Below are 22,857 nucleotides of genomic sequence, written 5' to 3'. Positions count from 1 at the left end.
TAACAGGATATCATGCTACAGTTACCGTTGGTGCTTTTTATCGTGATGGCGGAAGTGACGGTCGGCTCTGTCTGTGTTATGGTCTTTCTGGACTGGCGCAATGAGGTACGCCGCAGCTTCCTGATTACGTATGCGTTTATTTATCTCTTCCTGGCAGTTCTCACTTATCTGGCACAGCAGAACTTTGCTTCTGCGGAACTGCTGAACTCGTTTGCACATCTCGATCATGCATGGACCGGGTATTTATCTCTGCCGTTACTGGTCTTTGCTATTCTGCTCTTGTTTTATGCGATTTTCCTGATTGCCGATAAAAGTGCGGGCGGAGATGGAAAAGAGAAAATGGAGAAGGCGGCAGAAGAAGCCATTGCGGAGGGGAAGACTGCTCCGGCGAAGTTCTCGGTGGCGCGTCTTCTGCGTTATGTCTCCGGGGCTGCTACGATTGTTGTTGGCCTGATCGCGATTCTGGTGATGGCGATGGTCTTTCGTCCACTGGCCGCCTCGGTCCTCTCAGGAGGGGTGACTGTTGCTGTCTTCTTCGTGGCGACGTTTGCGCTTGGTGGCGTAATGACGGCGATGTGGCTTGGTCACTGGTATTTGAATACGCCTGCTCTGACTGAGAAGCCGCTGCTCTTTGCCACAAATATTGTGCTGATCTCTCTGCTGCTTCAGCTTGTTCTTTCCTTCTTTACCGGTCCGGTGATTGCCAGTGCACAGAAGCAGCCGCAAACGAATAACCAACCAACTGTGACGGCATCGACACCAGCGCCAGGCGAGAAGGACCCGAACAAGATTGTGAAACCTGCCAATCAGCCGACCGTGGCGCCGATCAGCGTAGATGGAATGCACTGGCTACAGATCGCGGTTGGTTTTGTCTTCCCGCTGATTCTGGGTGGGCTCACCTGGAAGCTGGTACGTGATCGCTCGTTCCAGTCGGCAACCGGCATGCTCTATCTTGTTGTGACGCTTACTTTGGCCGGGGAGATTATGGCGCGCGGCCTCTTCCTGGGTGGTCTGTAGACTGAGCATGCGTCTCTATTGGTGAGGAACGCCGGGAAAGCTTCCCGGCGCTCTTTTTTTATGCGTTCTGAGCTCTCTCCTTCAAGACACGGCGCAGGATCTTGCCTGATGCATTTTTGGGAATTGCATCGATAATTTCAAGGTGGTGGATCTTTTTGTAGCCCGCAAGTCTGCTGTTCACGAATGCCATGATCGCTTCAGGGTTTGCTTGCTGCCCGCGCCTCGGCACAATGAAGCCTTTCACCAGCTCACCCGCTTCCTTGTCGGGAATGCCGATCACCGCGGCATCGCCGACCGCTGGATGTTCCAGCAGCAGGGCCTCTACCTCGGCAGGCGCGATACTGAACCCTTTATATTTGATCATCTCTTTCTTGCGATCCACAATATATGTGTATCCATCTTCGTCGACATGGCCGATGTCGCCCGTATAGAGCCAGCCGTTACGGAGCACTTTCGCGGTTTCTTCTGGTGCTTTCCAGTAGCCCTGCATGACCTGTGGTCCGCGAATGATCAGTTCGCCATCTTCTCCCGGTGGAAGCTCACGCTCACCGGTCTCAAGATCCACGATTTTTTGTTCGGTGTTATGCGTCAGCAAGCCGATGCTTTCCAGGCGGATCAGCGCGGGATCTTTCGGCTGAGCATGAGTCAGGGGAGATGCTTCAGTTAATCCGTATCCCTGTAAGGTGATGATGCCGGTTTTCTCCTGAAGCTGGCGGGCCGGTTCTGGTGGCATGGGGGCTGCGCCAGAGAGAATATAGCGGACCGTTTTCAGCTTGCTGAGGTCTATGGGGGCATGGGCGAGGGCCAGCACAATCGGGGGAACGACAAATACATAGGTGACGGCGTGCTTTTCGCACAGTTCTAGCGCTTGCAGCAGGTCGAAGCGCTCCATAATAACCTGCGTGCCACCACAGGCGAGGAAGCTACCAGTCAACATAATGCCATAGATATGATAGAACGGTAGAAAGAGCAGTGCTGTGTCGGCATCGGTGGGCTGTAATGCGGTCAGAAATTGAATATTGTTGCTGACAAGGTTGCGGTGTGTCAGCATGGTGCCTTTCGGGAGGCCTGTTGTGCCGGATGAGTAGGGCAGGGCAAGCAGGTCATCAGGGGTCACGGGATCATATTGCTGATAGCGAGGCGAGGAGCGGCGAAGAAGGGCGGCGAAGGTCTCCGCGCCCTCAAGGTGTTCTGGAATATCGATCCCTGTCACCAGAATATGCTTGAGGTGGGGGAGCTCATGCTGACTCCGAACAAGCTGAAAGATGGGGACGAGTTCGCGCTGTATCAGGATGGCAACCGCTTCGGAGTCTTCAAGCTGATGGGCAAGCTCGCGCTCTTTGTAAGAGGGATTGACGGGACTGACCACCACTCCCAGTGAGGCGGCAGCAATAAAGGTCAGGATGAATTCCGGGCGGTTGGCGGTGTAGATGCAAAGACGATCTCCTTTACGCAATCCTATATCATGCAGGCCGTTGGCGATACTGTTGATCATTGAGATGGCTTCGCGATAGGTCAGGACAAGGTCATAGTACTTGATCGCGGCTTTTTCAGGGTGTCTCTGAGCGGCTGTTCGTACGAGCTGGTCGTATGATACCTCAGGAATGTCGATGGGTGGCCGAAAGAGCTCCGGCGCTCTCATTTTTTGTACATCCATTGTGCGCTATCCTTTCTTTCTCATAGAAGCAAGAGAAGGGGAAAAGGGGAAACAATGCGCGTGATGGGCCTGTAGATATAGGTGAAAAGAAAACTATAGCAGTAGCATAAAGGATATTTCTGAAAAGGTCAAGTGGAAAAGGAAAATCTTCAGGAAAAGGCCGTTGCATGAAGAGGAGGAGGACAATCGGGCTATTGATTTTTGGAGCTTATGAAACTGGGAAAGTGCTTCCGTACGCTTCAGTGGTGCTGAGAAAGCAAGAAAGCATGTAGAAATGTGGAAATGTGTGCCTGTTTGGACCTTTTCATATAATACAAGTAGAAGTGGAAAATCTCTCTTTTGAAAATGTGTAGAAGTGTGGCGAGGTTTCAGTTACAGTTTGTGTTTGATACATGTTAATACATAAACGTTCTGTCTATCGTAAGAGCGCCATCGAGCATTACATGCGGAGCCGGGAAGGTGATACCCTGCCGCGCTTTATCTCGTTGCCGCTCTCCCTCTTTTTGTGGATTTTGTTTTTACTGCTACTGGAGGCACTTGGCCTGGCCTGGTTCTATAAAGTTCCGGTGTATGTGGTGGGCAATGGAATTGTGCTTGCCCATGAGCAGCAGAAGGGCGAACAGGGTGCTCTGGCAGCCATTTTTGTGCCGGCCTCGCAGGCGGATAAACTACGGGTCGGTCAGGTGGTTCTGGTGCGATTGCAGGCGAATGCTCAACCGGTACGAAGTCAGATAGAACAAGTTGAGGAGCCGCTACAGAGCCCTGATCACCTCTGTCGTACCTATGGGCTGGCCGCGCAGTGTACGACACTGATCCAGCAGCCATCGGTCGCGGTGCTGCTGCGTTTAAACACGTTTTCCGCACGGCAGTATGCGGGGAGTCTGTTAACTGCTGATATTCAGGTCGGAACCCGATCTATTCTCTCTCTCTTCCCGGGTTTGGGTGGGTTTAAGTAGGATGTTGTGGCAATGAGTAAAGTAAAACCTGAAAAGCGACGAAAAAGAGCGAATGAGAAGCATATCCCTATTGAAGAACAGGAAACCTTAAAGTTGCCGGGTAGACGGCTCAAGCCCTCAAAGCTGTCTCGTAAGCGGCGCGTGCCGGTGCTCCTTCAGATGACGGAAACCGAGTGCGGCCTTGCCTGTCTGGCTATGATCTTGAGCTACTATGGCCGAAAAACGTCGATTGCTAGCCTGCGCTCACGGTATGGTGCGGGACGCGATGGCCTGACTGCGTTAGGGATTGCCAAAGCTGCCCGTCATTTTGGGATGCGTGTGCGGGCGGTTTCGTTGCAGCATACCGATCTCTCAGGCGTCACGTTGCCAGCCATTGCACACTGGGAATTCAAGCATTTTCTGGTTGTGGAGCGCTGGTCAAAAAAGACTGTTGATGTGGTTGACCCGGCGGGTGGGCGGCGCCGCCTGACGGCAGAGGAGTTCGATGCGGGATTTACCGGCGTGCTGATCACATTGGAGCCGGGTGTCAGCTTTGTCAGCAATGGACCCGACGCGACTCCTAAACTCTCGCTGACCTCCTATCTGTTGCAATGTTTAAAGCGAACGCCCGGCGTCCTGGCGCAGATCTTTGTGGCATCTGGCATTTTACAGGTCTTTGGCCTGATTTCTCCGCTACTGACGAAGGTTGTGGTTGATCGTATTCTCCCTTTTGGATTAAGCGATGTGATGCTGTTGCTCGGGGTGGGTATGCTTATGCTGGTGCTCTCCCAGGGCGTGATGACGCTGCTTCGAGAATGGCTGCTGGTCTATCTGCGTACTCGGGTTGATATTCATCTGATGCTTGGCATTCTAGAGCACCTGCTGACTCTGCCCTTTAGCTTTTTTCAGCAGCGTTCGACTGGTGATCTGCTCTCGCGCCTGAGCAGCAATAGCGTAATCCGTGATACATTGAGCAATCAGCTTGTATCCACTCTCTTAGATGGTAGTCTGGTTGTAGCCTATTTTTTTATCCTGCTCTGGCTCTCGGTGCCGTTTGGCCTGCTGGTTTTCGGGATTGGCTTTTTTCAGGTCTTATTGATGATTGGCTCATACAAACATATTACCAATCTTGCCAGTCAGGAACTGGTCGCACAGGGAAAGACACAGGGCTACCTTACGGAGGCACTGGCTGGAATCGCGACTCTGAAGGCCGCCGGGGCAGAAGATCGAGCCCTTGAACGCTGGACGAACCTGTTCTTCAAGCAACTGAACATCTCGATTCGGCGAAGCTATTTCACGGCAATGACCAGCACCGGGATGAACCTGTTGCGCACGTTTGCACCGCTGGCACTGCTCTGGATCGGAGCGCTTCAGGTGTTACAGGGCTCGCTCTCGGTTGGCATGATGCTGGCGCTGAACTCGCTGGCCGTCTCCTTTCTCACGCCGCTCTCGTCGCTGGTTAATAATGCACAACAGTTTCAGCTTGTACAGGCAAATTTTGAGCGTCTGGCAGATATTATGACTGCTGAAGTCGAGCAGAAAAAGCAGGAGGTCGCTTTGCCGCCAAAACTGAGCGGCGATATTGAGCTAAGGGGGGTCTCTTTTCAGTACGCGCCCGATTCCCCAAAAGTACTGAAGGATATCAACCTGTCGATTAAAGCCGGGCAGAAAGTGGCGATTGTAGGGCGAACCGGTTCGGGGAAGAGCACGCTTGGCAAGCTGTTACTGGGCCTCTATGTGCCGACAGAGGGCGACATTCTCTATGATGATATTCCGTTGCGGAAGCTGAACTATCAGGAAGTGCGGCGTCAATTCGGAGTTGTGATGCAGGATGCCTCGGTTTTCAGTGGCACGGTATTACAGAATATTGCGCTGAATGATCCTTCAATGGACAACGAGCAGGTGATAAAAGCAGCTCAGCTCGCTGCAATTCACGATGACATTATGAATATGCCAATGGGCTACGAGACCTATATTGCGGAGGGGGGAAGTGCCCTCTCGGGTGGTCAACGGCAACGGCTGGCAATTGCCCGGGCGATAGCCCATCAGCCCTCTATTCTGCTCTTTGATGAGGCGACAAGCAGTCTTGATGTGGTGACAGAGCAGCGGGTTGCGCTGAATTTACAGCAGTTTGCCTGTACACAGATTATTATTGCCCATCGCCTGAGCACGATTCGGGATGCTGATCTGATTCTGGTGCTGGATAACGGCTCGATTGTTGAGCAGGGCACGCATAAGCAGTTAATTAGCTTGAAAGGTTACTATTATCAGCTAGTGCTCCATCAATATGAAAGAGAAAGAAATAAGATGAAACAATATAAAACAACCCAGCTACCATAAGAAACAGGAAGCCCCATGATTTCGGATATTTTGCTGTACGAGTATAATATAAATAGGTGATACGGTTACAGTTGCAAAACCGGGGAGCTGATGGAAGTGTTGTAATGCCCTGTGCAGTGCTGTGCTGCTAGAACAGACAGTATTTGCATGATCTCCACCTCCAAATATACCGCTCTCAAGCTGTTGACCGGTTGCCATGTCGTAAACCGTCAATTTCACAGAGAGAAAGGAATTGGAAACATGAGCTTCGATGTCGTTCGCGCATGGAAAGACGAAGAGTATCGCAATTCTCTGTCCGCTGAGGAGCTGGCAATGCTTCCTGAGTGCCCTGCTGGCGAAATGGAACTGACCGATGCCGATCTTGAGCAGGTCAGCGGCGGTTGCCATCATCATGCCAATCAGGCAATTTCGTTCGGTTGTGTAAATTCAGCCGCACTTGCCTGCTTGCAGAGCGCACTTATCGGTGCTTGCGTCTCCGCAGGCATCTGCAACGTTGACTAGTCCGACCTCGGACAAGGGTGTTTTTCATAGGAGGGTTAGGGAGGTTACAGTCCCTGACCCTCTGCTTGCTGTTTTCTGTGGGAAGAGAGAGGATGATGAAGGATGTGAGTGATATGGAGATTCAACAGAATCAGGATATCTGGCACCGCGCAACATGGTATCGTGCCTTGTCATTGCAGGAGCGTGCGCACTTGCGAGAAGAGATGCCACCGCAGTGGGAGCCTGACCAGCAGGCACTGAAAAAGGCACAACGCTGGCAGGAACAGCCTCCTTTCCAGACCGATACATATTTCGAGCGGCGGCTTGCGACCGTGTCTCTCTCCTATGATGCTTTTCTGGCGCTCCTTAGCGAAGATCCTGCACAGCTTCAGGCGCGTTTAATGGCTCTGCCTCCCTGGCTCATTGAATTGCGCGAAATCTGGGCTCTCCGTCATGAAGAGATCTCTTTCCCTCTTCCCGAGTCTGCAAAGGCTGATTCTGGTTCTCCTGGGGCTTTCCTGCCAGCGTTGCGCCCTTTTCTGATGCGAGCGTGGCAGCGTCTGGAACGGGGCGTATCCGCGCTTGTCGATGAGTATGGAGCAGTACCATTTGATCCACAGGCGATCGTCGCACAGCTCTTTGCTCGTCTACCGGTGCAGCTCCTTATGCGCTTTCTACGTACAGCGGTTCTTGAACTCAACGTTGCACGCGTGCAGGGGCGGTTGCAGGGTGCGACACCTGAAGAACGGTTCCAGCGTTTTATTGATTATCTGGCGCGGCAGGATGGGCTGTTTGTGTTGCTGGAAGAGTATGCGGTTCTGGCACGCATTCTTGTTGAGACACTTGAGCGCTGGATTTTCTGCATGTTGGAACTGATGAAGCGTCTCTGTCTGGATTGGGAGGAGATCCAGGCAACGTTCTTTCCAGATCAGGACCCCGGCTTGTTGGTCGAGATACAGACTGGCAAAGGCGACACGCATCGTGGTGGTCGTAGTGTGGCTATTTTGGGTTGGCAACATGGACAGCGTCTGGTCTATAAACCTCGTTCCTTGAGTATTGATGTGCACTTTCAGGAACTGCTGCGCTGGTGCAACGAGCGGGGATGTGAGCCCGCGTTTCGTCCGCTGGTCCTGTTGAATCGGGGAGACTATGGCTGGATTGAGTTTATTGAGGCGCAGGACTGCACTTCGGAGGAGGCAATAGAGCGTTTCTACCGGCGTCAGGGAGGGTATTTGGCGCTGCTGTATGCGTTGCAGGCCGCGGACTTCCACGCTGAAAATGTGATTGCTTCGGGCGAGCATCCATTCCTTGTCGATCTGGAAGCACTACTACAGCCGCGTATCGCGTTGAGCGCTGGTATAGAGCACGATTTCCCGGAGTTTCAGGTCATTGCGCAATCGGTTTTGCGCATCGGCCTCTTGCCTCAGCGTATCTGGTCCGGTGATGAATATGAGGGTATCGATGTCAGCGGATTAGGGGGCAAATCCGGGCAGCTTTCCCCGTCACGGGTTCCGATTCTACAGCAGATTGGAACGGATCAGGCGCATATCAAACGTGAGCGTATTCTGATGAACCTCGGACAGCATCGGCCAACTCTGAATGGGAAAGATGTAGACACGTTGAGCTATTGTGAAAGCATCGTGGCCGGCTTTACTGCTGTCTATCATATCCTGATGCGCGAGAAAGAGGTATTGGGCCAGAAACTCACCGCTTTCGCTGAAGACGAGATTCGCTGTGTGCTGCGGCCGACTCGTATTTATGGCTTGTTGCTGGAAGATAGTTTCCATCCGAATGTGTTGCGTGATGGGCTTGACCGTGACCGCCTCTTTGATCGCCTCTGGATCGGGTGTGAGCATCAGCCTCATATGGAACGCCTGATTTCTGCTGAACACGCCGACCTGTGGGCCGGGGATATCCCGATGTTTACGACCCGTGTCGCCTCATACGACCTGATATCTTCGCGTGGTGAGCGGATAGAGGCATTCTTCTGTGAAACCGGGCTGGAACGGTCACTCAAGCAGGTGGCGCAATTCAGCGAGGAAGATCTGATGAGACAGCTCTGGGTTATCCGGGCCGCGTTCACCAGCATGACCCTCGGTACAGAGAATGTCTCGCGCCTGAGCTTGCCTGCGCAGGAGACGGAGGTGTCCAGCGCGGACCTGCTTCAGGCGGCCCGCTCCATCGGGGAGCGGCTGCAACGGTTGGTCTTACGGCACGAGACTGGCGCGGGCTGGCTTGGTGTGGTTCCCGTAAATGAACGAAGCTGGCACCTGTTGCCCGCGGGAACTGATCTCTATAATGGCTTATCGGGCATTGTGCTGTTCCTGGCGTATCTGGGGAAAGTCGCGAACGCTGCTGACTGTACTGAGCTGGCACGGGAGGCATTGAAGAGCATCCGTTATCAGCTCGCGATTCAGCGCAAATATGGCATTCTGGACGGTATCGGCGCGTTTAGTGGGTTAGGCTCTTATGTCTATCTGTTCACACATCTGGGAGCGCTCTGGCAGGATAAGACGCTGTACGAAGAGGCCAGAAGCTGGCTTCCATCTATCGCAGAAAAGCTTGAGCAGGATAGTGCCTTTGATGTGATTGGTGGTGCTGCGGGATGTATTGCTGCGTTGTTAAGTCTGTATCAGGCCACGTCTACAGATGAGGTGCTGATGGTTGCCCGTCGCTGTGGTGATCATTTGCTGGCTTCGGCTCAGGAGATGTCTCAAGGGATTGGTTGGCGTACCCCGCTCTCCGAGCAACCGCTAACCGGTTTTGCGCATGGAAATGCTGGCATTGCGTTGAGTTTGCTGCGGCTCTTTGTGGCCTGTGGAGAAGAGCGCTATCTTGAAGCGGCACGAAAGGCGGTTGCGTATGAGCGGAGCTTGTTTTCAGAGGCTGAACAAAATTGGCCCGATCTTCGTGATTTGCCCGGTAGATCGAGAGAACAGCAATCGTTTATGGTGGCCTGGTGTCATGGGGCGTCTGGTATCGCGCTTTCCCGTCTGGGCATGCTGTCTTGTATGGATGATGCGATGCTGCGGGCAGAGATTGGTGCGGCACTGAAAACAACGCTGATCCGAGGATTTGGTCTGAATCATAGCCTCTGTCATGGCGATTTCGGGAATCTTGAGGCGCTCTTGCTGGCATCACAGCGTTTCCAGAAACCAGAATATGAGCAAATGGTGCATCGTCTGACGGCGGCTTTGCTCGTGAGTATACAGGAGCAAGGAATTGTTACAGGCGTGCCGCAAGGGGTAGAGACGCCGGGGCTGATGCTCGGGCTGGCGGGTGTGGGGTACGCGCTTTTGCGTCTGGCTGCTCCACAAGAGATGCCATCGGTTTTGCTGCTTGATCCCCCGAGGGGTTTCGTATAGTCAAAGGGTATAGGGAAACTAACAAAAGACCGAATGCAATGTTCTGTATCCCTTGTTTTACTTCACCTCTCACTCTCTATTGAGGGGCCTTTCAAGGCCCTTTTTTCATCTGTTCAGGTAGCAAAAATGGCATGGAATGCATTATGATAGAAACAGACGGTATCTGATTGTATTTGTAGCTCTGGGATTTCTCCTGGAGAAAAGGGCCTCCTCTTTATGCTGAATTTCTCATTAACAACGGAGCAGGAAGAGCTTCGGCAGCTTGCGCGGACGCTTGCCCGAGAGCAGTTGCGCCCGCAGGGACGAAGCGCGGACGAACAGGGCTTTTGCTCAGACGCGCTCTGGCAAACTATCACACAAACCGGGCTGACAAGGCCTTTTGCTGAACGCTATGGGGGAGACGGGGCGCTTGATGCGGTGACGCTGGCTATTATCGCCGAAGAGTTTGGGTATGGTGATGCTGGTCTTGCGCTTCATATCCTTGGCTCACTGATCGCACCGCTCACGATCGCTCTGGCGGGAACTGAGGAGCAGCGCCAGAAATATATCAGTCTGTTTTGCCGGTATGAAGAGGCGCGGGGAGCTCTGGCCTTTGCCGAACCGTTTAGCGCGTATCGCTGTGAGGAGATCACGACGCCCCTTTATGCCACGGTTGATGGGCTCTCTGTGCGGCAGGGCATAAAGCGGAATGTGCTTCATGGCGGTAGCGCTGCATTGACTGTTGTGCTTGCGCGTAAGGCCGGGGATCTGTGCGCCTTTGTGCTCCCTGAGACCGGTTGGCAGAGTGTGCCCGAGGAAGAGCGTGTCGGCTTGCGAGCGGCACAGAGTGCGACGCTCAGGCTGGAACAGGTACAGATTCCGACTCATTGTATGCTCGATAATACGGAGCAGGTTACACGAGCTGCGCTGCTCTATTGCCTGTTACGGGCAGGTGTTGCATGTGGCATTGTGCGGGCAACGCTGGACTATGCCGGGCAGTATGCGCAGGAGCGTGTGGCCTTTGGACGTCCGATTGTCTCCTATCAGGGTATCGCTTTCTTGCTGGCAGAAATGGCGATGAAGCTGGATGCGGTGCGCTTGTTGCTCTGGCATGCGGCATCTCGTTGGGATCAGGAAGCGGTGACTGCCGAGCTGGGTGGCGAGATTGAGGCGGTGCAACGTCAGGCGCTTACCCTGGCTCAGAAAGCGACGGCAGACGGTGTGCAGATTCTCGGAGGCGCGGGCTATATACAGGACCATCCAGTTGAGTTGTGGATGCGTCACGCGATTGCGATGGAGTAGTGCGCCATGCTGGATTTTACGTTAAGCAAAGAACAAGAGGCGTTTCGGGACTATGTGCATCAGATTGCGCTTGAAGAGATGCGCCCGGTGTCGCTGGAATGCGACCGTACGGAAACTATTCCAGAAGCATTTTTCTGGCAGATGCAGAAACGCCTGCGTGGTGGTGCGGATGGACAGGCACGCCAGTGGATCGCCGAGGGGAAAGCTGCTCCCGGCCAGGAACAACTACTCTCGATGCTTGGTTATGAAGAACTGGCGTGGGGAGATGCGGCGCTGGCAACCGCTTTACCCGGCCCTGGTCTGGCCTACCCTCCACTGATGGCTTTTGGCACTGTGGAGCAACAACAGCGCTTTCTCTCGCTCTATGAGGATGACGGCCTGCATTGGGGGGCGCTTGCCCTGACCGAGCCCGGCTGTGGCTCCGACGTTTCAGCGATTGCGACCACTGCGCGGCGCGAGGGGAATGCCTGGGTGCTGAATGGGCAAAAGCAGTTTATTACGAATGGGGCTCGTGCCGATCTGATTATTACCTTCGCGACTGTGAATAAGGCGGCGGGACGTGGCGGCTTGCTCCCGTTTGTGGTTCCTGGAGGAACTCCCGGTTTGAAGGTGGGGCGCATCGAGAAGAAAATGGGGCTGCGTGCCTCTCAAACTGCCGAGCTGCTCTATGAAGAATGTCGCATTCCTGAAGATCACTTGCTTGGAGCGCTCTTGCACGCCGGTCGAGCTGGCTTTAAGGCTGCTATGCGAACGCTGGATGCAACTCGCCCGATGGTTGGAGCTCTAGCTGTGGGATTAGCTCGTGCTGCCCATGAAGAGGTGACGCAGTGGCTCAAAGAGGAACTTCCGGCCAGCTATTCGCTACAGAAGCGGCGGGAACTGCTGGAGCAGGCTGAGGAACTGGGATATGAGATCCAGATGGCGCGGCTGCTTGTCTGGCGTGCTGCATGGATGGCTGATCGGGAGCTTGCCAATTCAAAAGAAGCGTCTATGTGTAAGGCCTATGCCGGGGAACTGGTGATGAAGGTAACGACGTTTGCAGCGCGGGTTGTCGCCTCGGGTGAGATGACGGAGGCGCGCCTGTTTCTTGAAAAATGGTTTCGTGATGCCAAAATCTTCGATATCTTTGAGGGGACCGCGCAGATTCAGCGGCTGGTTATTGCGAGAAGGCTCTTCCCTGAGGTTACCATTCCATGAGAAGGGGGTAGAGGCGGTCGGGCCGCCTCTACTTTCTGCGTGGCTGTTTGAAGTTTGGCTCGTCGTCTATCTCATCGTCGAGCTCCTCTTCCAGTTCCAGCTCTTCTTCTTCCAGCTCGCGAATCCAGTCGTGCGTGCGGTTGTTCCGTTTTCCGACAGCCGCCCGCCGGCGTTCTGCGTCGAACTTGAAGGAATCGCGTTTGTTGGCTGCGCGTTTATCACGTAACTTGCCTCTCATGCTATCACCTCCTCTCTAGAACGGAGGTGATAGCGGGTGTTTGCTGACCAGCAACAGGATTTCATAGGACCTGCGTAAGAACCTTTCTACTTTTGATTGGATGAGTATATATCAAACACTGTTGCCTAAAACCCAGGTGAGTGGAGCTCTCTGTCCTGAGAGTGGCGAACAGGAAACGATTCCTACTACTTTGAGTATAAGTGTAGCGTGAACGTGATTTCATAATGAGGAATGCATGCGCACAGTGAGGAATTTTTGTGGCGAAAGATGAACGCCCAGGCGCTGATTACACCGGGCCAGAACAGCAGTAGCCAGGGTCACATGATTGTTCAGATAGAAAGATTGTTTTTCTTTCGGTGAGTTCTGTTCTTTCGCTGCAAAAATCGCGCTGTGGTTGCAAGACTTCTTTGCATAGAACCCACCTCCTTTGAATGCTTGTGTGATCATCTTTTCAGTGAACAGCTTCATCAAAGAGACCTGTAACTGTTTATGAGTGTACAAGCCCTCTAAACAAAAGTCAAGCATTTTTGTGCACAAAAAAGTCCTGCTGAGAAAGATAGCCTGATATTACCAGGGAAGCCAGTGCAAGACTTGCTTCTTGCGTCGAGACCTATTTCATTTGTCTGTCTGTGTCCTTCATGATACACTCCTGTCAGAACAAGGAGAATGGAGACCTGAAAGCATGGAAAAAGCGCGATTGATTTATCATGCAAGCGTGGCGACTCCAAAGGGTGAGTGCGTGGTGATGGCAACCGAGCACGGTGTTTGCTGGACGGGCACGCCCGGCACACCGCTGGAAGAGGGCCTCGCATGGTGTCGAAAACGCATCCCCCAGGCGCAGATTGAAGCGGGGATAGGTGTCGCCCCACTTCAGCAGGCGATCGATGAGCTACAGCGTTATATCCAGGGAGAAAAGGTGCAGTTTTCCTGTCCCCTTGATCTGTATGGCACGCCATTTCAGAAGCTTGTATGGCAGGAGCTCTATAAAATTCCCTATGGCGAAACCAGAAGCTATGCAATGATTGCCCGAGCGATTGGAAGACCACAGGCGTGTCGGGCGGTTGGGGCGGCCAATGGAGCAAACCCGGTTGCGGTTATTGTGCCCTGTCATCGCGTTATTGGAAGTAGTGGCTCGTTGGTTGGTTATGGTGGGGGACTGGAAACAAAGGTATGGCTGCTCGCACTGGAACGAGCAGGAATGACGCCTCTTCTATAGTGCGTAGCAGCCAAATTCCCTGTGCGCCTCCCATGAAAGCACGATATCAAGCGCAATCCTTATCCCTTGCTTTCTGTGTAAGGTGCGAACGATTTGCTTCATAGTTATTGAAAAGCATCTTTTACATCTAGAAAAAGGGCAAAATACTATCCCTCCTGTTTGACTTTGCGGGAGGGATAGGCGGACCTTTACGGACGATAATTACCGGCCTGCGTCATGAAAACGCGCACCAGACCACGGATCGCCACCACGGCTACCACAATTTCAATGATAGCCATAACGATCCAGACCCAGAGCAAATTAACGTGATAGGATGCGGAGTGTGGGTCAACTGAATGGGCGAAAAGTGGGCCAAGAATAATCAGCGGCAGGGCGAGCAGCATAAGACAGCACAAAATAGCCACCACCGGCAGAATAATACGCCAGAGCCCTGAGTCGCGCAGGTTCTCCGTTTTGGCGGTTCCAAACGCCTCTCTGCGCTCTGTACCGGCAACCTCCGATGTTGCCGATACCTTCTTTGCGGTTGAGGCCGTTTCTTGTTCCATACAAAGACTCCATGTGTGTGTTTCAGCCCTCAGCATTCTCTGAGGACTAGTGGACAAATGCCTCCCTGGTCGTGGAGGGAAAAGCAGAAAAATCAACGTTCACCCGTATTCATAGCGGCTCGTTCCAGATTGAGGGAGCCATGAAAGCGGATGAAGTCTACCATGAAACAGGACGTTTCATTTTTGCTCTTTAGTATATCATAGTGTAGAAGCAGATGGATCGGGAAGAGCTTGCCATTTGAACGGACTGAAGCGTTTTTTTTCCTCTCTGTTTCCTGCTATGAGATGAGAGCCGGAAAAATGTTGAGAAATGGGGACAAAAGTGCTTGACAATCGGCGGCGATAATGCTATATTGCTTGTGTCAGTTGCAGAGGGCGCTTAGCTCAGTGGGAGAGCGCTTCGTTCACACCGAAGAGGTCACTGGTTCGAACCCAGTAGCGCCCACCTCTCATTCTTCCATTTCTCAATTCTTCCATCTTTCACCTTTGTTTTTTCCTCCCTGCCTGATACGTATAACAATGTGTGAGACTGATTGCTTTGTCGTTTGAAAGTGAGCCCAACCCTATGACCGAAAAACGCAGGCAACAATTACTTGCACAGCTTCATCAAGCCGGAATCACCGATCAACGAGTTCTGGATGCAATGGCCCATGTTGACCGTGGACTCTTTGTTGAGGCACAGCTTTTGCCGCATGCGTATCGTGACATGGCGCTTCCAATTGGTTGCGGACAGACAATTTCACAGCCATTTATGGTTGCATTGATGACCCAGGCCTTGCATCTGACCGGGAATGAGCGCGTGTTGGAAATTGGAACCGGCTCCGGATACCAGGCAGCGATTCTGGCTCAGCTCTGCTCATATGTCTATAGCGTCGAGCGCCATCAACAGCTTGCACAACAGGCCTCATGGCGTTTGATGGAAGCGGGAATTCGAAATGTTTCGGTCATTGTAGGCGATGGGTCTCTTGGGTGGCCCGAGGCAGCTCCCTATGAAGGGATCCTGGTAACGGCTGCTGCTCCTGAGGTGCCTATCAGCCTTGTCGAACAACTTAGTCCCGGTGGGCGGCTGGTGCTCCCGGTTGGTTTGCCTGAGGAACAGGATTTACTGCTTATTGAGCGGAGGGGAGCGAAGGTAGAACGAACCTCACTCGGTGCTTGTGTCTTTGTGCCTTTGATCGGGCGTGAGGGATGGAGTGAGGATCGCTAGTACTGGAGATGATTATCCTTTGCATCGGGATAACCCGTAGCATATAATAGAGATATTAAGATGATTAGTTCCCGGTTCCACAGGCTCTCTGCTAGCCAGGAACCATTTCTCCCCATTTGCGAGGGTACGGCATGCCAGGCGTGAATTTTATACACATTGTAAACCCTCTGGGTGTATGTGTGTTCATTGTACTGTGGCTTGTTCTTTTCAAGCTTGCTCACCTTCTGGTAATGGTTTGGCGTCGTGAACCTATGGTTGGATGGGCCATCGGACCTCTCGGTATCACCTTTATGATCGCCCAGGAACCCTCTCCATTCTCCATCTGGCTTCGCGTATTGTTTCCAGCCTTTGTTTCTGGAAGTGTCCTGTATATTGGTTTGTTTACGCCTCTAAGCCCTGTAGATATGCCAGAACATCCCCTGATTCAATTTGTGATGATCCTGCTCGGGGTGCTTCTGACCAGTACCAGGGATGTGATTAACGCGTTGCGTGATCTCCTCTACCCGCTCTGGGGAGAAGCTCGTATCCTGCAAAATCTCTATCAGCTTCGTGGCTCATGGACGAAGTTTCATTTTACCTCGTTTGGCCACTCGTATTTGCATGACCATTTTGGTTCGAGCCCCGGTGATTTGCTACAGGTTCTGTAAGAGGCTCTTGCTGCTGTGGATGTTGGTCGCGTGGTAGTGTAAAGTAGAATGTGGTCCCGATATTCTGGTTTTTCGAGAACCAGATCGAGCCGCCATGTCTGTTGACAATCTCTTTTGCAACATAGAGACCAAGCCCGATCCCAGAATATTGCTGTGTGGCGGTATTGTGAACCCGGTAGAAACGCTCGAAGATGTGGTCATAGTGTTCCGGGCTGACCCCAATTCCCTCATCAATAATACTGACAAGATAGTGATCTTTCTGCTGTTGGAGCCGTACGGTCACATGGCCACCATGTGGGGAATACTTGATCGCGTTATCCAGAATGTTTCCCACGACCTGCCCGATTCGCTGGCGGTCGGCGACAATTTTGGTATCCTGCGCCTGAATATCCAGATGCAGGGTATGCTGTTCTGCGCTGACCTGAGCGAGGTTCACACAATCGTTCAGGAGATCAGCCAGATAGAATTCTTGAAAGTGCAGGGTCATCTGGCCCCATTGCACCTGTGAAAGGTCCAGCAGATCGTTCACAAGGCGCTCCAGATGCTCGGTCTGCCCCTGAACAATATACAGGCTGCGCAGATCATAGCTCTCAGGTGGGTCCTGTACCTCGGGCTGTGCGGTGTGGAGCTTGCGCAGGCGCCGCTCAATCCGGCGGACAAGGTGCTGCGTGTAGCCTTTAATTGCGGTCAGCGGCGTGCGCAGTTCGTGCGAGACGACCGAGACAAACTCATCTTTCAGGCGCTCAACCTGCTTGCTTGAGGTAACATCGTTCAGCACGGCAACGACACCAACGGGATGCAGCGACAGACCATCGGTGCTGTGGAGTGGTGAGGCGCTTACACTGAGCGAGACCGGTACGACATCGCTGCTTGCTCCATCAATCTCTACATCTTGATTGATGACGGTTTTTCCCTTTCGTGCTTCATCGATAATATCGGCCAGGCGTGCCAGCCAGGGGACCTTTGTTTTCTCTGCCAGTGAGCGCAAATGGGTGTCAGGCGTGATGGTGATCTCTGCCTGTGAGAGCATATGCCGGGCCGACTGATTCAGGGAAGTGATAGTGCCGTTTTCATCGGTGAGCAGTAGCCCCTCTGCCATACTACGAATGACGAGTTCCAGCCGCTGTCGTTCCAGCTCAGCCTGACGCCAGAGCGCGTTTTCACGTTCTCGAAGCCGCACGTTTTCCAGCGCGACAGCCGCGTAGTCGGCGATCATTGTGGTCAACTGTAGCAGGTTGGTGTCAAACGAGCCGGGACGCTCATCAAAGAGGCTGAGTAATCCGATGATATGGTTCTCAACGGTCAGTGGAATATTCAGACAGGAACCAATCTCAGAGCCGGTTGAGCCCTTCGGATGGCGCGATTGGGCCAGTTCGTCGGGCGCGTCCAGATAGGCACTGCGGGCAAGTGACTCCTCGTCCACATGGGGGAAATCCATCACCCGAGCCGCGCTGGCGATCCGCTGAATCATAGCTTTGAGGAAGGGAGCACTTAACGGATACGACGGAATGATGAAGAGCTCATGGGGATTCCCTTTGAGCAAAATGCAGCAAGCTGAGAAACTATAGATCTCCTGTAGTGCAGCAAGCAAAGCACGGTGGACCTGAAAGCGGTCAAATGCTGCAACAAACCGCTTACCAATGGTGTTGATATATTGCATTTCCTCGCGGATAGTCGCAAGGCGATCCGCACGCTGTCCAGCGGAAGAGCGGAACGCGCCATCTATGATATTTGATTCGGGTTGCACGCTGCTCTCCATGCTTTTTCCTTACTGCATTGACTACATTGAGAACTACTGTATTTGTTTCAACTCATGGGTGACCTCTTCGTGGAGAGGTGGAGCGATTAAGTCACCCGTCAACTCCCGTAAGCCCGCGAAACATTCTTCCAGCAAAGCGTTTAATCCCTCCGCCAGTTCCGCCGAGGTTGCTCCAGCGAGATGAGCCTGAATGGCCGATGGATGAATAGCTGTATAAGGACGTGTGATAAGGTACTCCAGAAACGGGTATTGTCCTGCAACTCTTCTCGCTGCACCCTGTACAAGAACCCGCGTGGTTGCTTTGCCTAGAAGAGGAGAAACGCGTTTATCAATCAACTGTAGAGCTTTAAGAAAAGCGTCAGTTAATTGTTCACGGGAGATGGAAGAGGAGTTGTCAATGATTTGTGACACTTGCTGCTCCCTTCGCTGATTTAAAAATGCTCTCCGATTTTTATTATAGCATAGTTGCCTATATATTGTAAGTGAATAGTACTTACAATGATATGGCTATATCGAGATCTATAAAAAGCCTTTTTAAGAGATGTATACGTAGAGATGAATGAATGCTGTTTTACGCGCTCAGCTTACGTTCTTCAAACGGACACTCTCGTATGACGCCTTACAGAAACCAGTAGTGCGCTTCTCTGGCACTTTTTCACCACACCACTTACCGAAATTCGATCTACAATTGAACAATTCATCCGCCTGAAGCTCATTTATTTGTTGGAAGCTCTACAAGAAACACCGCCTCTACTTATAGAAACGGATATTCTTCTTCTGCGGTTACAATCCGGTGGGATTCCCTTGAAATCTCTCTATGAAGAAAAACGCAAGCAACTGCACTCTTTTGCAGATAAAAAATGAAGCGACCATTCTACTATTATAGATTACTGGTAGATTGGTCGCTCGATTACTTCTGCTTTTTCTGTAATTTTTCTGGAAAGACCTAGCCTCGCAGGAAGAACATCTGAAGAATGAGCAGAATAACCAGCACTGCAATGGCGATGCCCATCCAGAAGCGGGCATCCTTAACCAGCATCAAGAGCGGTGCGGCTGTGCTTAGATCGGGAGCCTGCGGGTTATCCCGGTCGGCAGCCATCTCTAGCAGGCGCTCGCGTCCGCGCTCAAGCTTTTGCTGCTTCTCCTCTTTCTTTTGCTGTGCCTCATACCGCTCTGTCTGCTCCTGAATCGCCAGTTCGAAGTGTTCGGCACGAATCAGAAACATACTGGTCAGTTCGGCTGTGGTAGGAGGTTGCGCTTCTTCCTGCGCTTGCTCGGTCGTTTCAACGGCCTGTTGCACCTCGCTCGCTACGACTTCGGGCTTCGGTAGCGCTTTCCCCTGTTTGAGCGAAGTTTGTTCTCGTAACGCAAGCAGAGCTGCGCGGCGGCAGATCGCCTCGATATCCGCGCCGCTGCGTCCTTCGGTCCGGCGAGCCAGATCTTCGGCGGTTACATCGGGTGCAATTGGGCGCTCGCGCATATGTACCTCAAAGATGGCGCGCCGCTCTTCTTCGTTCGGGTAGTCAAGCTCAACCACCAGATCGAAGCGTCCGGGGCGCAACAGCGCCGGATCGATCAGTTCAGGGCGATTGGTGGCCGCCAGCACAATAATGCCCTCACGTCCCTCGATGCCATCCATCTCGGTGAGCAATTGTGCAATGATGCGGGCTCCAACGCTGCCATCCGCCCCGGTATCGCTGCTGCGGCGCATTGCCAGTGCGTCGATCTCATCAAAGAAGATGATACAGGGAGCGGCGTGCTTGGCGCGGCGGAAAATCTCACGAATCCCCCGCTCTGACTCTCCCACCCATTTCGAGAGCAGTTCGGGCCCCTTAATCGAGATGAAACTGGCATCGCATTGGTTGGCAAGTGCTCGGGCCAGCAACGTTTTACCTGATCCCGGAGGGCCTGCCAGCAGGATACCACGCGGTGGCGTCACCCGGGCCTTCTCGTAGAGATCTGGATAGAGCAGCGGCCATTCAACGCTTTCTGTCAGCATATCCTTGACCTTTTGCAGGCCGCCCACATCATCCCATGAGGTTTCGCTGACCTCAACGTACACTTCGCGGATCGTGGAGGGCTCAATCTCGCGCAGGGCCGTCTGGAAGTCGTTCATTGTGATCTGAAGGTTGACCAGCGTCTCATATGGAATGAAGCCGCCCTGAAGTAGCTCATTGATTCGAGGCAGGTTGCGGCGCAACGCCACCATTGCGGCCTCTCGACAAAGCGCGGCCAGATCAGCGCCTACAAAGCCTGGCGTCATCTGGGCCAGGCGGTTGAAATCGACGTCAGGGGCCAGCGCGGCATTGCGGCTATGGATTTTCAGCACCTCGATACGACCCCGGATATCGGGAACGCGCAGCGGGATCTCTCGGTCAAAGCGCCCGGGACGCCGAATGGCGGGATCAAGGGCGTTTGGCTGGTTTGTCGCTCCAATTAATACGACCTGCCCGCGAGAGGTCAAGCCATCCATCAGTGCGAGAAGCTGGCCGACAATACGTCGCTCGACCTCGCCCCCGGTTTCCGGGCGTTTAGGCGCCAGCGCGTCCAGCTCATCGATGAAGATGATACTTGGCGCGTTCTGTTGCGCTTCCTGGAAGATATTGCGTAGCTTCTGTTCGCTTTCTCCGTAGAACTTGTTGATGACTTCCGGACCATTAATGACATAGAAGGCCGAGTTGGTCTCGTTTGCCATTGCCCGGGCGATCATCGTCTTACCGGTTCCTGGAGGGCCATAGAGCAAGACCCCCTTCGGCGGCTCGATACCGACGCGATCAAAGACGGCGGGAAACTTGAGCGGCAATTCTACCATTTCACGAATTCGCTGAAGCTCTTTATCCAGGCCGCCGATATCCTTATAGCCGACGGCCGTCGTATCCAGCGTGATGGTGTCGCGTGTCTGGATGCGGATCGCCGTATTTGCCTGAATGATGACGGCATCCGTTCCCGTCTCCTGTTCCGGTTGCCGTTCGCTCTCATTGGCGGAGACCTTATAGATCGGGGTAGATGGAGTGGTGCCGATCACCAGAAAATCGGTCGGTGTTGAGCCCGAGAAAGGCACGCTGAGCACGTCGCCGATGGTCACAGGAAGGCCGGTCAGGAAGCGGAGCAAAAGAGGAGAATCCGGCTTCAGGGGCGTTCCCTGCGCATTCAGTGGCAAAAGGGAAATTTCATCTGCGTCGGCGACATTGTTCGCTTTACGTACGGTGACCTGTTCTCCGGGCTTTGATGCACTATTGAGAATAATACCGCGATGAAGGACTATAGAATCTCGCTGTTGCCCGGGCAGAAGACGTGCAGCAGTTGTTCGTTTTCCTGTAATCAGCACAATATCGCCAATCTGGCAGCCGAGCCGCGTGATGGCTGCGGCATCGAGGCGGGCCACGCCGCGCTCATGCTGTGGTGGACCGGCTACAATCGTATAACGGGCCTCTTCGGCTGGCGTATCTTCTATTAAAGGGCGAGTTGGACCTTTGACCGGTCCTTTCGCATTCCCGTTCTGTTCTGTTGTAAGCCTGTCTGTTGTTCCCGTATAAGGAGCATGTGGATTGTGTTCTTTATTGCTGTACTGCTCCATGAAATTTCAATTAGTTCCTTTCTCTCACTACAGCTATTGCTGCCGAGGAATCTTCCTTTTCTCGTATTAGTTACGAAACAGGGTAAGAAAAGTTGAACTAACCGGTATCAAGAGAGGAATGCTGTCTGTTCTGTGCCAAGATAGCTCACGCTTCTCTGCAAACAGGTGTTCTATTAATTTTCGTTGTCCAGGGGAATAGAAGGAGAAAAAGAGCGGGAGCCGGAAGATCCCGACTCCCGTGCGCTTAGCGCTTTGCGTTCCAGAGTGTGGTACGGGCGTCCCGACTGGACGTGTGACCTGCTTCCACGATGGTGCGGCGCAGGAAATAGCCACCGATCAGCACCAGAAGCGAGATCAGGACTCCACCCGGTGTGCCCGGTTTTTGGGGCTGCTTCCTTCTTTTTAACAGGGAGCAGGTTTGAAGCACCCAGGGGAGCACAAGTCCGGTGCCAAACTGGAAACGCCAGAAGGTGCGTCCATGTTCGCCGGGGCCTGTGCCCACCAGCGGGCGAGCGGCACGACCGGAAGCGCGAAGATAGCTGAGAATGTCAGCTATCTCGATCATCAGTGCTGCCCATTCCAGCTTTTCGAGCTTATGTAGGACTTTTGTCGGCGCTCCGAGCAGACGCAGCATCAGCGTGATGAGCGCGCTACTGGTGGAGATGGCGGAAGTGAGAAAGATCGCGCCAAGACGCTTACTGCGTGACCAGAGCGGAACGCTGGTCGCGGTGAGCAGTACACCGGTATAGCTTCCCAGGAAGAAGCCAAAAAGCGTCCCGGGCAGCGCGATGAGTTTTTGTGGCAATGAGGCAAGCAGACGCTCCCCCCACCATTTCCCCAGGATGCCATCACGTGCCGCCTGAATCATGGCCGTGATGCCGCTGAAGAATGAGAAGCCCATCAACCCCCAGACACCCATAGACATAGGTGACTTCACTTTGAACATGCGCAGCATTTGAAGGAAGCGTTCCGGGCGACCCAGATCTGCGATAAGTAGCAGTGGACAGGGCAGGAGCGCCAGCAGCGAGAGATAATAGCCCGTTCGGACAACTTCCCGATCCTCTTTTGAACCAAACAATGAGGCGAGACTTGCAATCACGTAGCAGCCAGCAGCCAGCCCGCCAAAGAAGAAGTACCATACGATTTCCCGGCGCCAGAGCGGTTCCTTGAGCACTGGGTACTCGTAGTAGCTTGGCTCCTGGCGCTCTCGTTCAGGATCTGGTGTATAGTCAGTCGTGAAGGCTGCCAGCCGCTCAAACAGGCTCTTCTCGGTTTCGCTATATGTTGTCAACGTCTCGGCGAGTCTATCACTCGGGCGCTCGATAATGGTTGTGTTCCAGGGTAAGCCTTTTGAGATGAGGTGCTCATAGAACGGTCTCAGTTGAAAGTGCATGGT

18 protein-coding genes and 1 tRNA gene are annotated in these 22,857 nt (G+C 53.2%); 11 read left to right on the top strand and 8 right to left on the bottom strand.

Going from position 1 to position 22,857, the window contains the following annotated elements:
• The first annotated feature begins 12 nt into the window (after positions 1 to 12).
• The gene (locus tag EI42_RS02065) at positions 13 to 1,017 is read left to right on the top strand and encodes a hypothetical protein (RefSeq protein ID WP_111318325.1); all 1,005 of its coding nucleotides are present in this window, start codon (positions 13 to 15) and stop codon (positions 1,015 to 1,017) included.
• 58 nt (positions 1,018 to 1,075) lie between these two features.
• On the opposite strand, the gene EI42_RS02060 is transcribed toward EI42_RS02065, so the two are convergent.
• Positions 1,076 to 2,674: a class I adenylate-forming enzyme family protein gene (locus EI42_RS02060; protein WP_111318323.1), complete on the bottom strand. Its 1,599-nt coding sequence runs from the start codon at positions 2,672 to 2,674 to the stop codon at positions 1,076 to 1,078.
• Positions 2,675 to 3,066: 392 nt separating this feature from the next.
• On the opposite strand from EI42_RS02060, the gene EI42_RS02055 reads away from it, so the two are divergent.
• The 6 genes from EI42_RS02055 (at position 3,067) to EI42_RS02030 (ending at position 12,272) form a co-directional block, all read left to right on the top strand.
• A complete protein-coding gene (locus EI42_RS02055) occupies positions 3,067 to 3,630 on the top strand; it encodes a hypothetical protein (RefSeq protein ID WP_137686095.1) in 564 nt (187 codons plus the stop codon).
• Positions 3,631 to 3,642: 12 nt separating this feature from the next.
• On the top strand, positions 3,643 to 5,949 hold the full coding sequence (locus EI42_RS02050) for a peptidase domain-containing ABC transporter (RefSeq protein ID WP_111318319.1): 2,307 nt from the start codon (positions 3,643 to 3,645) through the stop codon (positions 5,947 to 5,949).
• Between the two features lie 240 nt (positions 5,950 to 6,189).
• Entirely contained in the window at positions 6,190 to 6,450 is a 261-nt protein-coding gene (locus EI42_RS02045) for a mersacidin/lichenicidin family type 2 lantibiotic (protein ID WP_111318317.1), read from the top strand.
• A gap of 92 nt (positions 6,451 to 6,542) precedes the next feature.
• Positions 6,543 to 9,794, top strand: coding sequence for a type 2 lanthipeptide synthetase LanM family protein (locus tag EI42_RS02040; RefSeq protein ID WP_111318315.1), 3,252 nt, complete (start codon positions 6,543 to 6,545; stop codon positions 9,792 to 9,794).
• A 216-nt stretch (positions 9,795 to 10,010) separates the two neighbouring features.
• Complete coding sequence (locus EI42_RS02035) at positions 10,011 to 11,075, top strand: acyl-CoA dehydrogenase family protein (RefSeq protein ID WP_111318313.1); 1,065 nt, start codon at positions 10,011 to 10,013, stop codon at positions 11,073 to 11,075.
• A 6-nt stretch (positions 11,076 to 11,081) separates the two neighbouring features.
• On the top strand, positions 11,082 to 12,272 hold the full coding sequence (locus EI42_RS02030; protein ID WP_111318311.1) for an acyl-CoA dehydrogenase family protein: 1,191 nt from the start codon (positions 11,082 to 11,084) through the stop codon (positions 12,270 to 12,272).
• A gap of 28 nt (positions 12,273 to 12,300) precedes the next feature.
• On the opposite strand, the gene EI42_RS02025 is transcribed toward EI42_RS02030, so the two are convergent.
• Together EI42_RS02025 and EI42_RS02020 are read right to left on the bottom strand one after the other, a co-directional pair.
• Entirely contained in the window at positions 12,301 to 12,510 is a 210-nt protein-coding gene (locus tag EI42_RS02025; protein ID WP_111318309.1) for a hypothetical protein, read from the bottom strand.
• A 219-nt stretch (positions 12,511 to 12,729) separates the two neighbouring features.
• On the bottom strand, positions 12,730 to 12,978 hold the full coding sequence (locus tag EI42_RS02020; RefSeq protein ID WP_137686094.1) for a hypothetical protein: 249 nt from the start codon (positions 12,976 to 12,978) through the stop codon (positions 12,730 to 12,732).
• 214 nt (positions 12,979 to 13,192) lie between these two features.
• Here EI42_RS02020 and EI42_RS34210 point away from each other — a divergent pair, with 214 nt between their 5' ends.
• Positions 13,193 to 13,726, top strand: coding sequence for a methylated-DNA--[protein]-cysteine S-methyltransferase (locus EI42_RS34210; RefSeq protein ID WP_111318305.1), 534 nt, complete (start codon positions 13,193 to 13,195; stop codon positions 13,724 to 13,726).
• A gap of 188 nt (positions 13,727 to 13,914) precedes the next feature.
• Here the strand turns inward: EI42_RS34210 and EI42_RS02010 are convergent, their stop codons facing one another.
• Positions 13,915 to 14,271, bottom strand: a complete 357-nt coding sequence (locus tag EI42_RS02010) for a hypothetical protein (protein WP_111318303.1) — start codon at positions 14,269 to 14,271, stop codon at positions 13,915 to 13,917.
• A gap of 373 nt (positions 14,272 to 14,644) precedes the next feature.
• On the opposite strand from EI42_RS02010, the gene EI42_RS02005 reads away from it, so the two are divergent.
• From EI42_RS02005 to EI42_RS01995, 3 genes are all read left to right on the top strand, one after another.
• A tRNA-Val gene (locus EI42_RS02005) sits at positions 14,645 to 14,716 on the top strand.
• Between the two features lie 120 nt (positions 14,717 to 14,836).
• Complete coding sequence (locus tag EI42_RS02000) at positions 14,837 to 15,478, top strand: protein-L-isoaspartate(D-aspartate) O-methyltransferase (RefSeq protein WP_111318301.1); 642 nt, start codon at positions 14,837 to 14,839, stop codon at positions 15,476 to 15,478.
• 230 nt (positions 15,479 to 15,708) lie between these two features.
• On the top strand, positions 15,709 to 16,125 hold the full coding sequence (locus EI42_RS01995; protein WP_211325992.1) for a hypothetical protein: 417 nt from the start codon (positions 15,709 to 15,711) through the stop codon (positions 16,123 to 16,125).
• Here EI42_RS01995 and EI42_RS01990 read toward each other — a convergent pair.
• From EI42_RS01990 to nrfD, 4 genes are all read right to left on the bottom strand, one after another.
• The gene (locus EI42_RS01990) at positions 16,052 to 17,884 is read right to left on the bottom strand and encodes an ATP-binding protein (protein ID WP_111318297.1); all 1,833 of its coding nucleotides are present in this window, start codon (positions 17,882 to 17,884) and stop codon (positions 16,052 to 16,054) included. The two genes, EI42_RS01995 and EI42_RS01990, sit on opposite strands and share 74 nt — an antisense overlap.
• A 33-nt stretch (positions 17,885 to 17,917) precedes the next feature.
• A complete protein-coding gene (locus tag EI42_RS01985; protein WP_111318295.1) occupies positions 17,918 to 18,295 on the bottom strand; it encodes a hypothetical protein in 378 nt (125 codons plus the stop codon).
• Positions 18,296 to 18,830: 535 nt separating this feature from the next.
• Entirely contained in the window at positions 18,831 to 21,461 is a 2,631-nt protein-coding gene (locus EI42_RS01980) for a CDC48 family AAA ATPase (protein WP_111318293.1), read from the bottom strand.
• 244 nt (positions 21,462 to 21,705) lie between these two features.
• Positions 21,706 to 22,854: an NrfD/PsrC family molybdoenzyme membrane anchor subunit gene (nrfD, locus tag EI42_RS01975; RefSeq protein WP_111318291.1), complete on the bottom strand. Its 1,149-nt coding sequence runs from the start codon at positions 22,852 to 22,854 to the stop codon at positions 21,706 to 21,708.
• Between the last annotated feature and the right edge of the window lie 3 nt (positions 22,855 to 22,857).

Origin of the sequence: Thermosporothrix hazakensis, assembly GCF_003253565.1 — a bacterium.
In the GTDB taxonomy this organism is placed as follows: domain Bacteria; phylum Chloroflexota; class Ktedonobacteria; order Ktedonobacterales; family Ktedonobacteraceae; genus Thermosporothrix; species Thermosporothrix hazakensis.
This window is presented reverse-complemented; position numbering and strand designations above follow the sequence as displayed.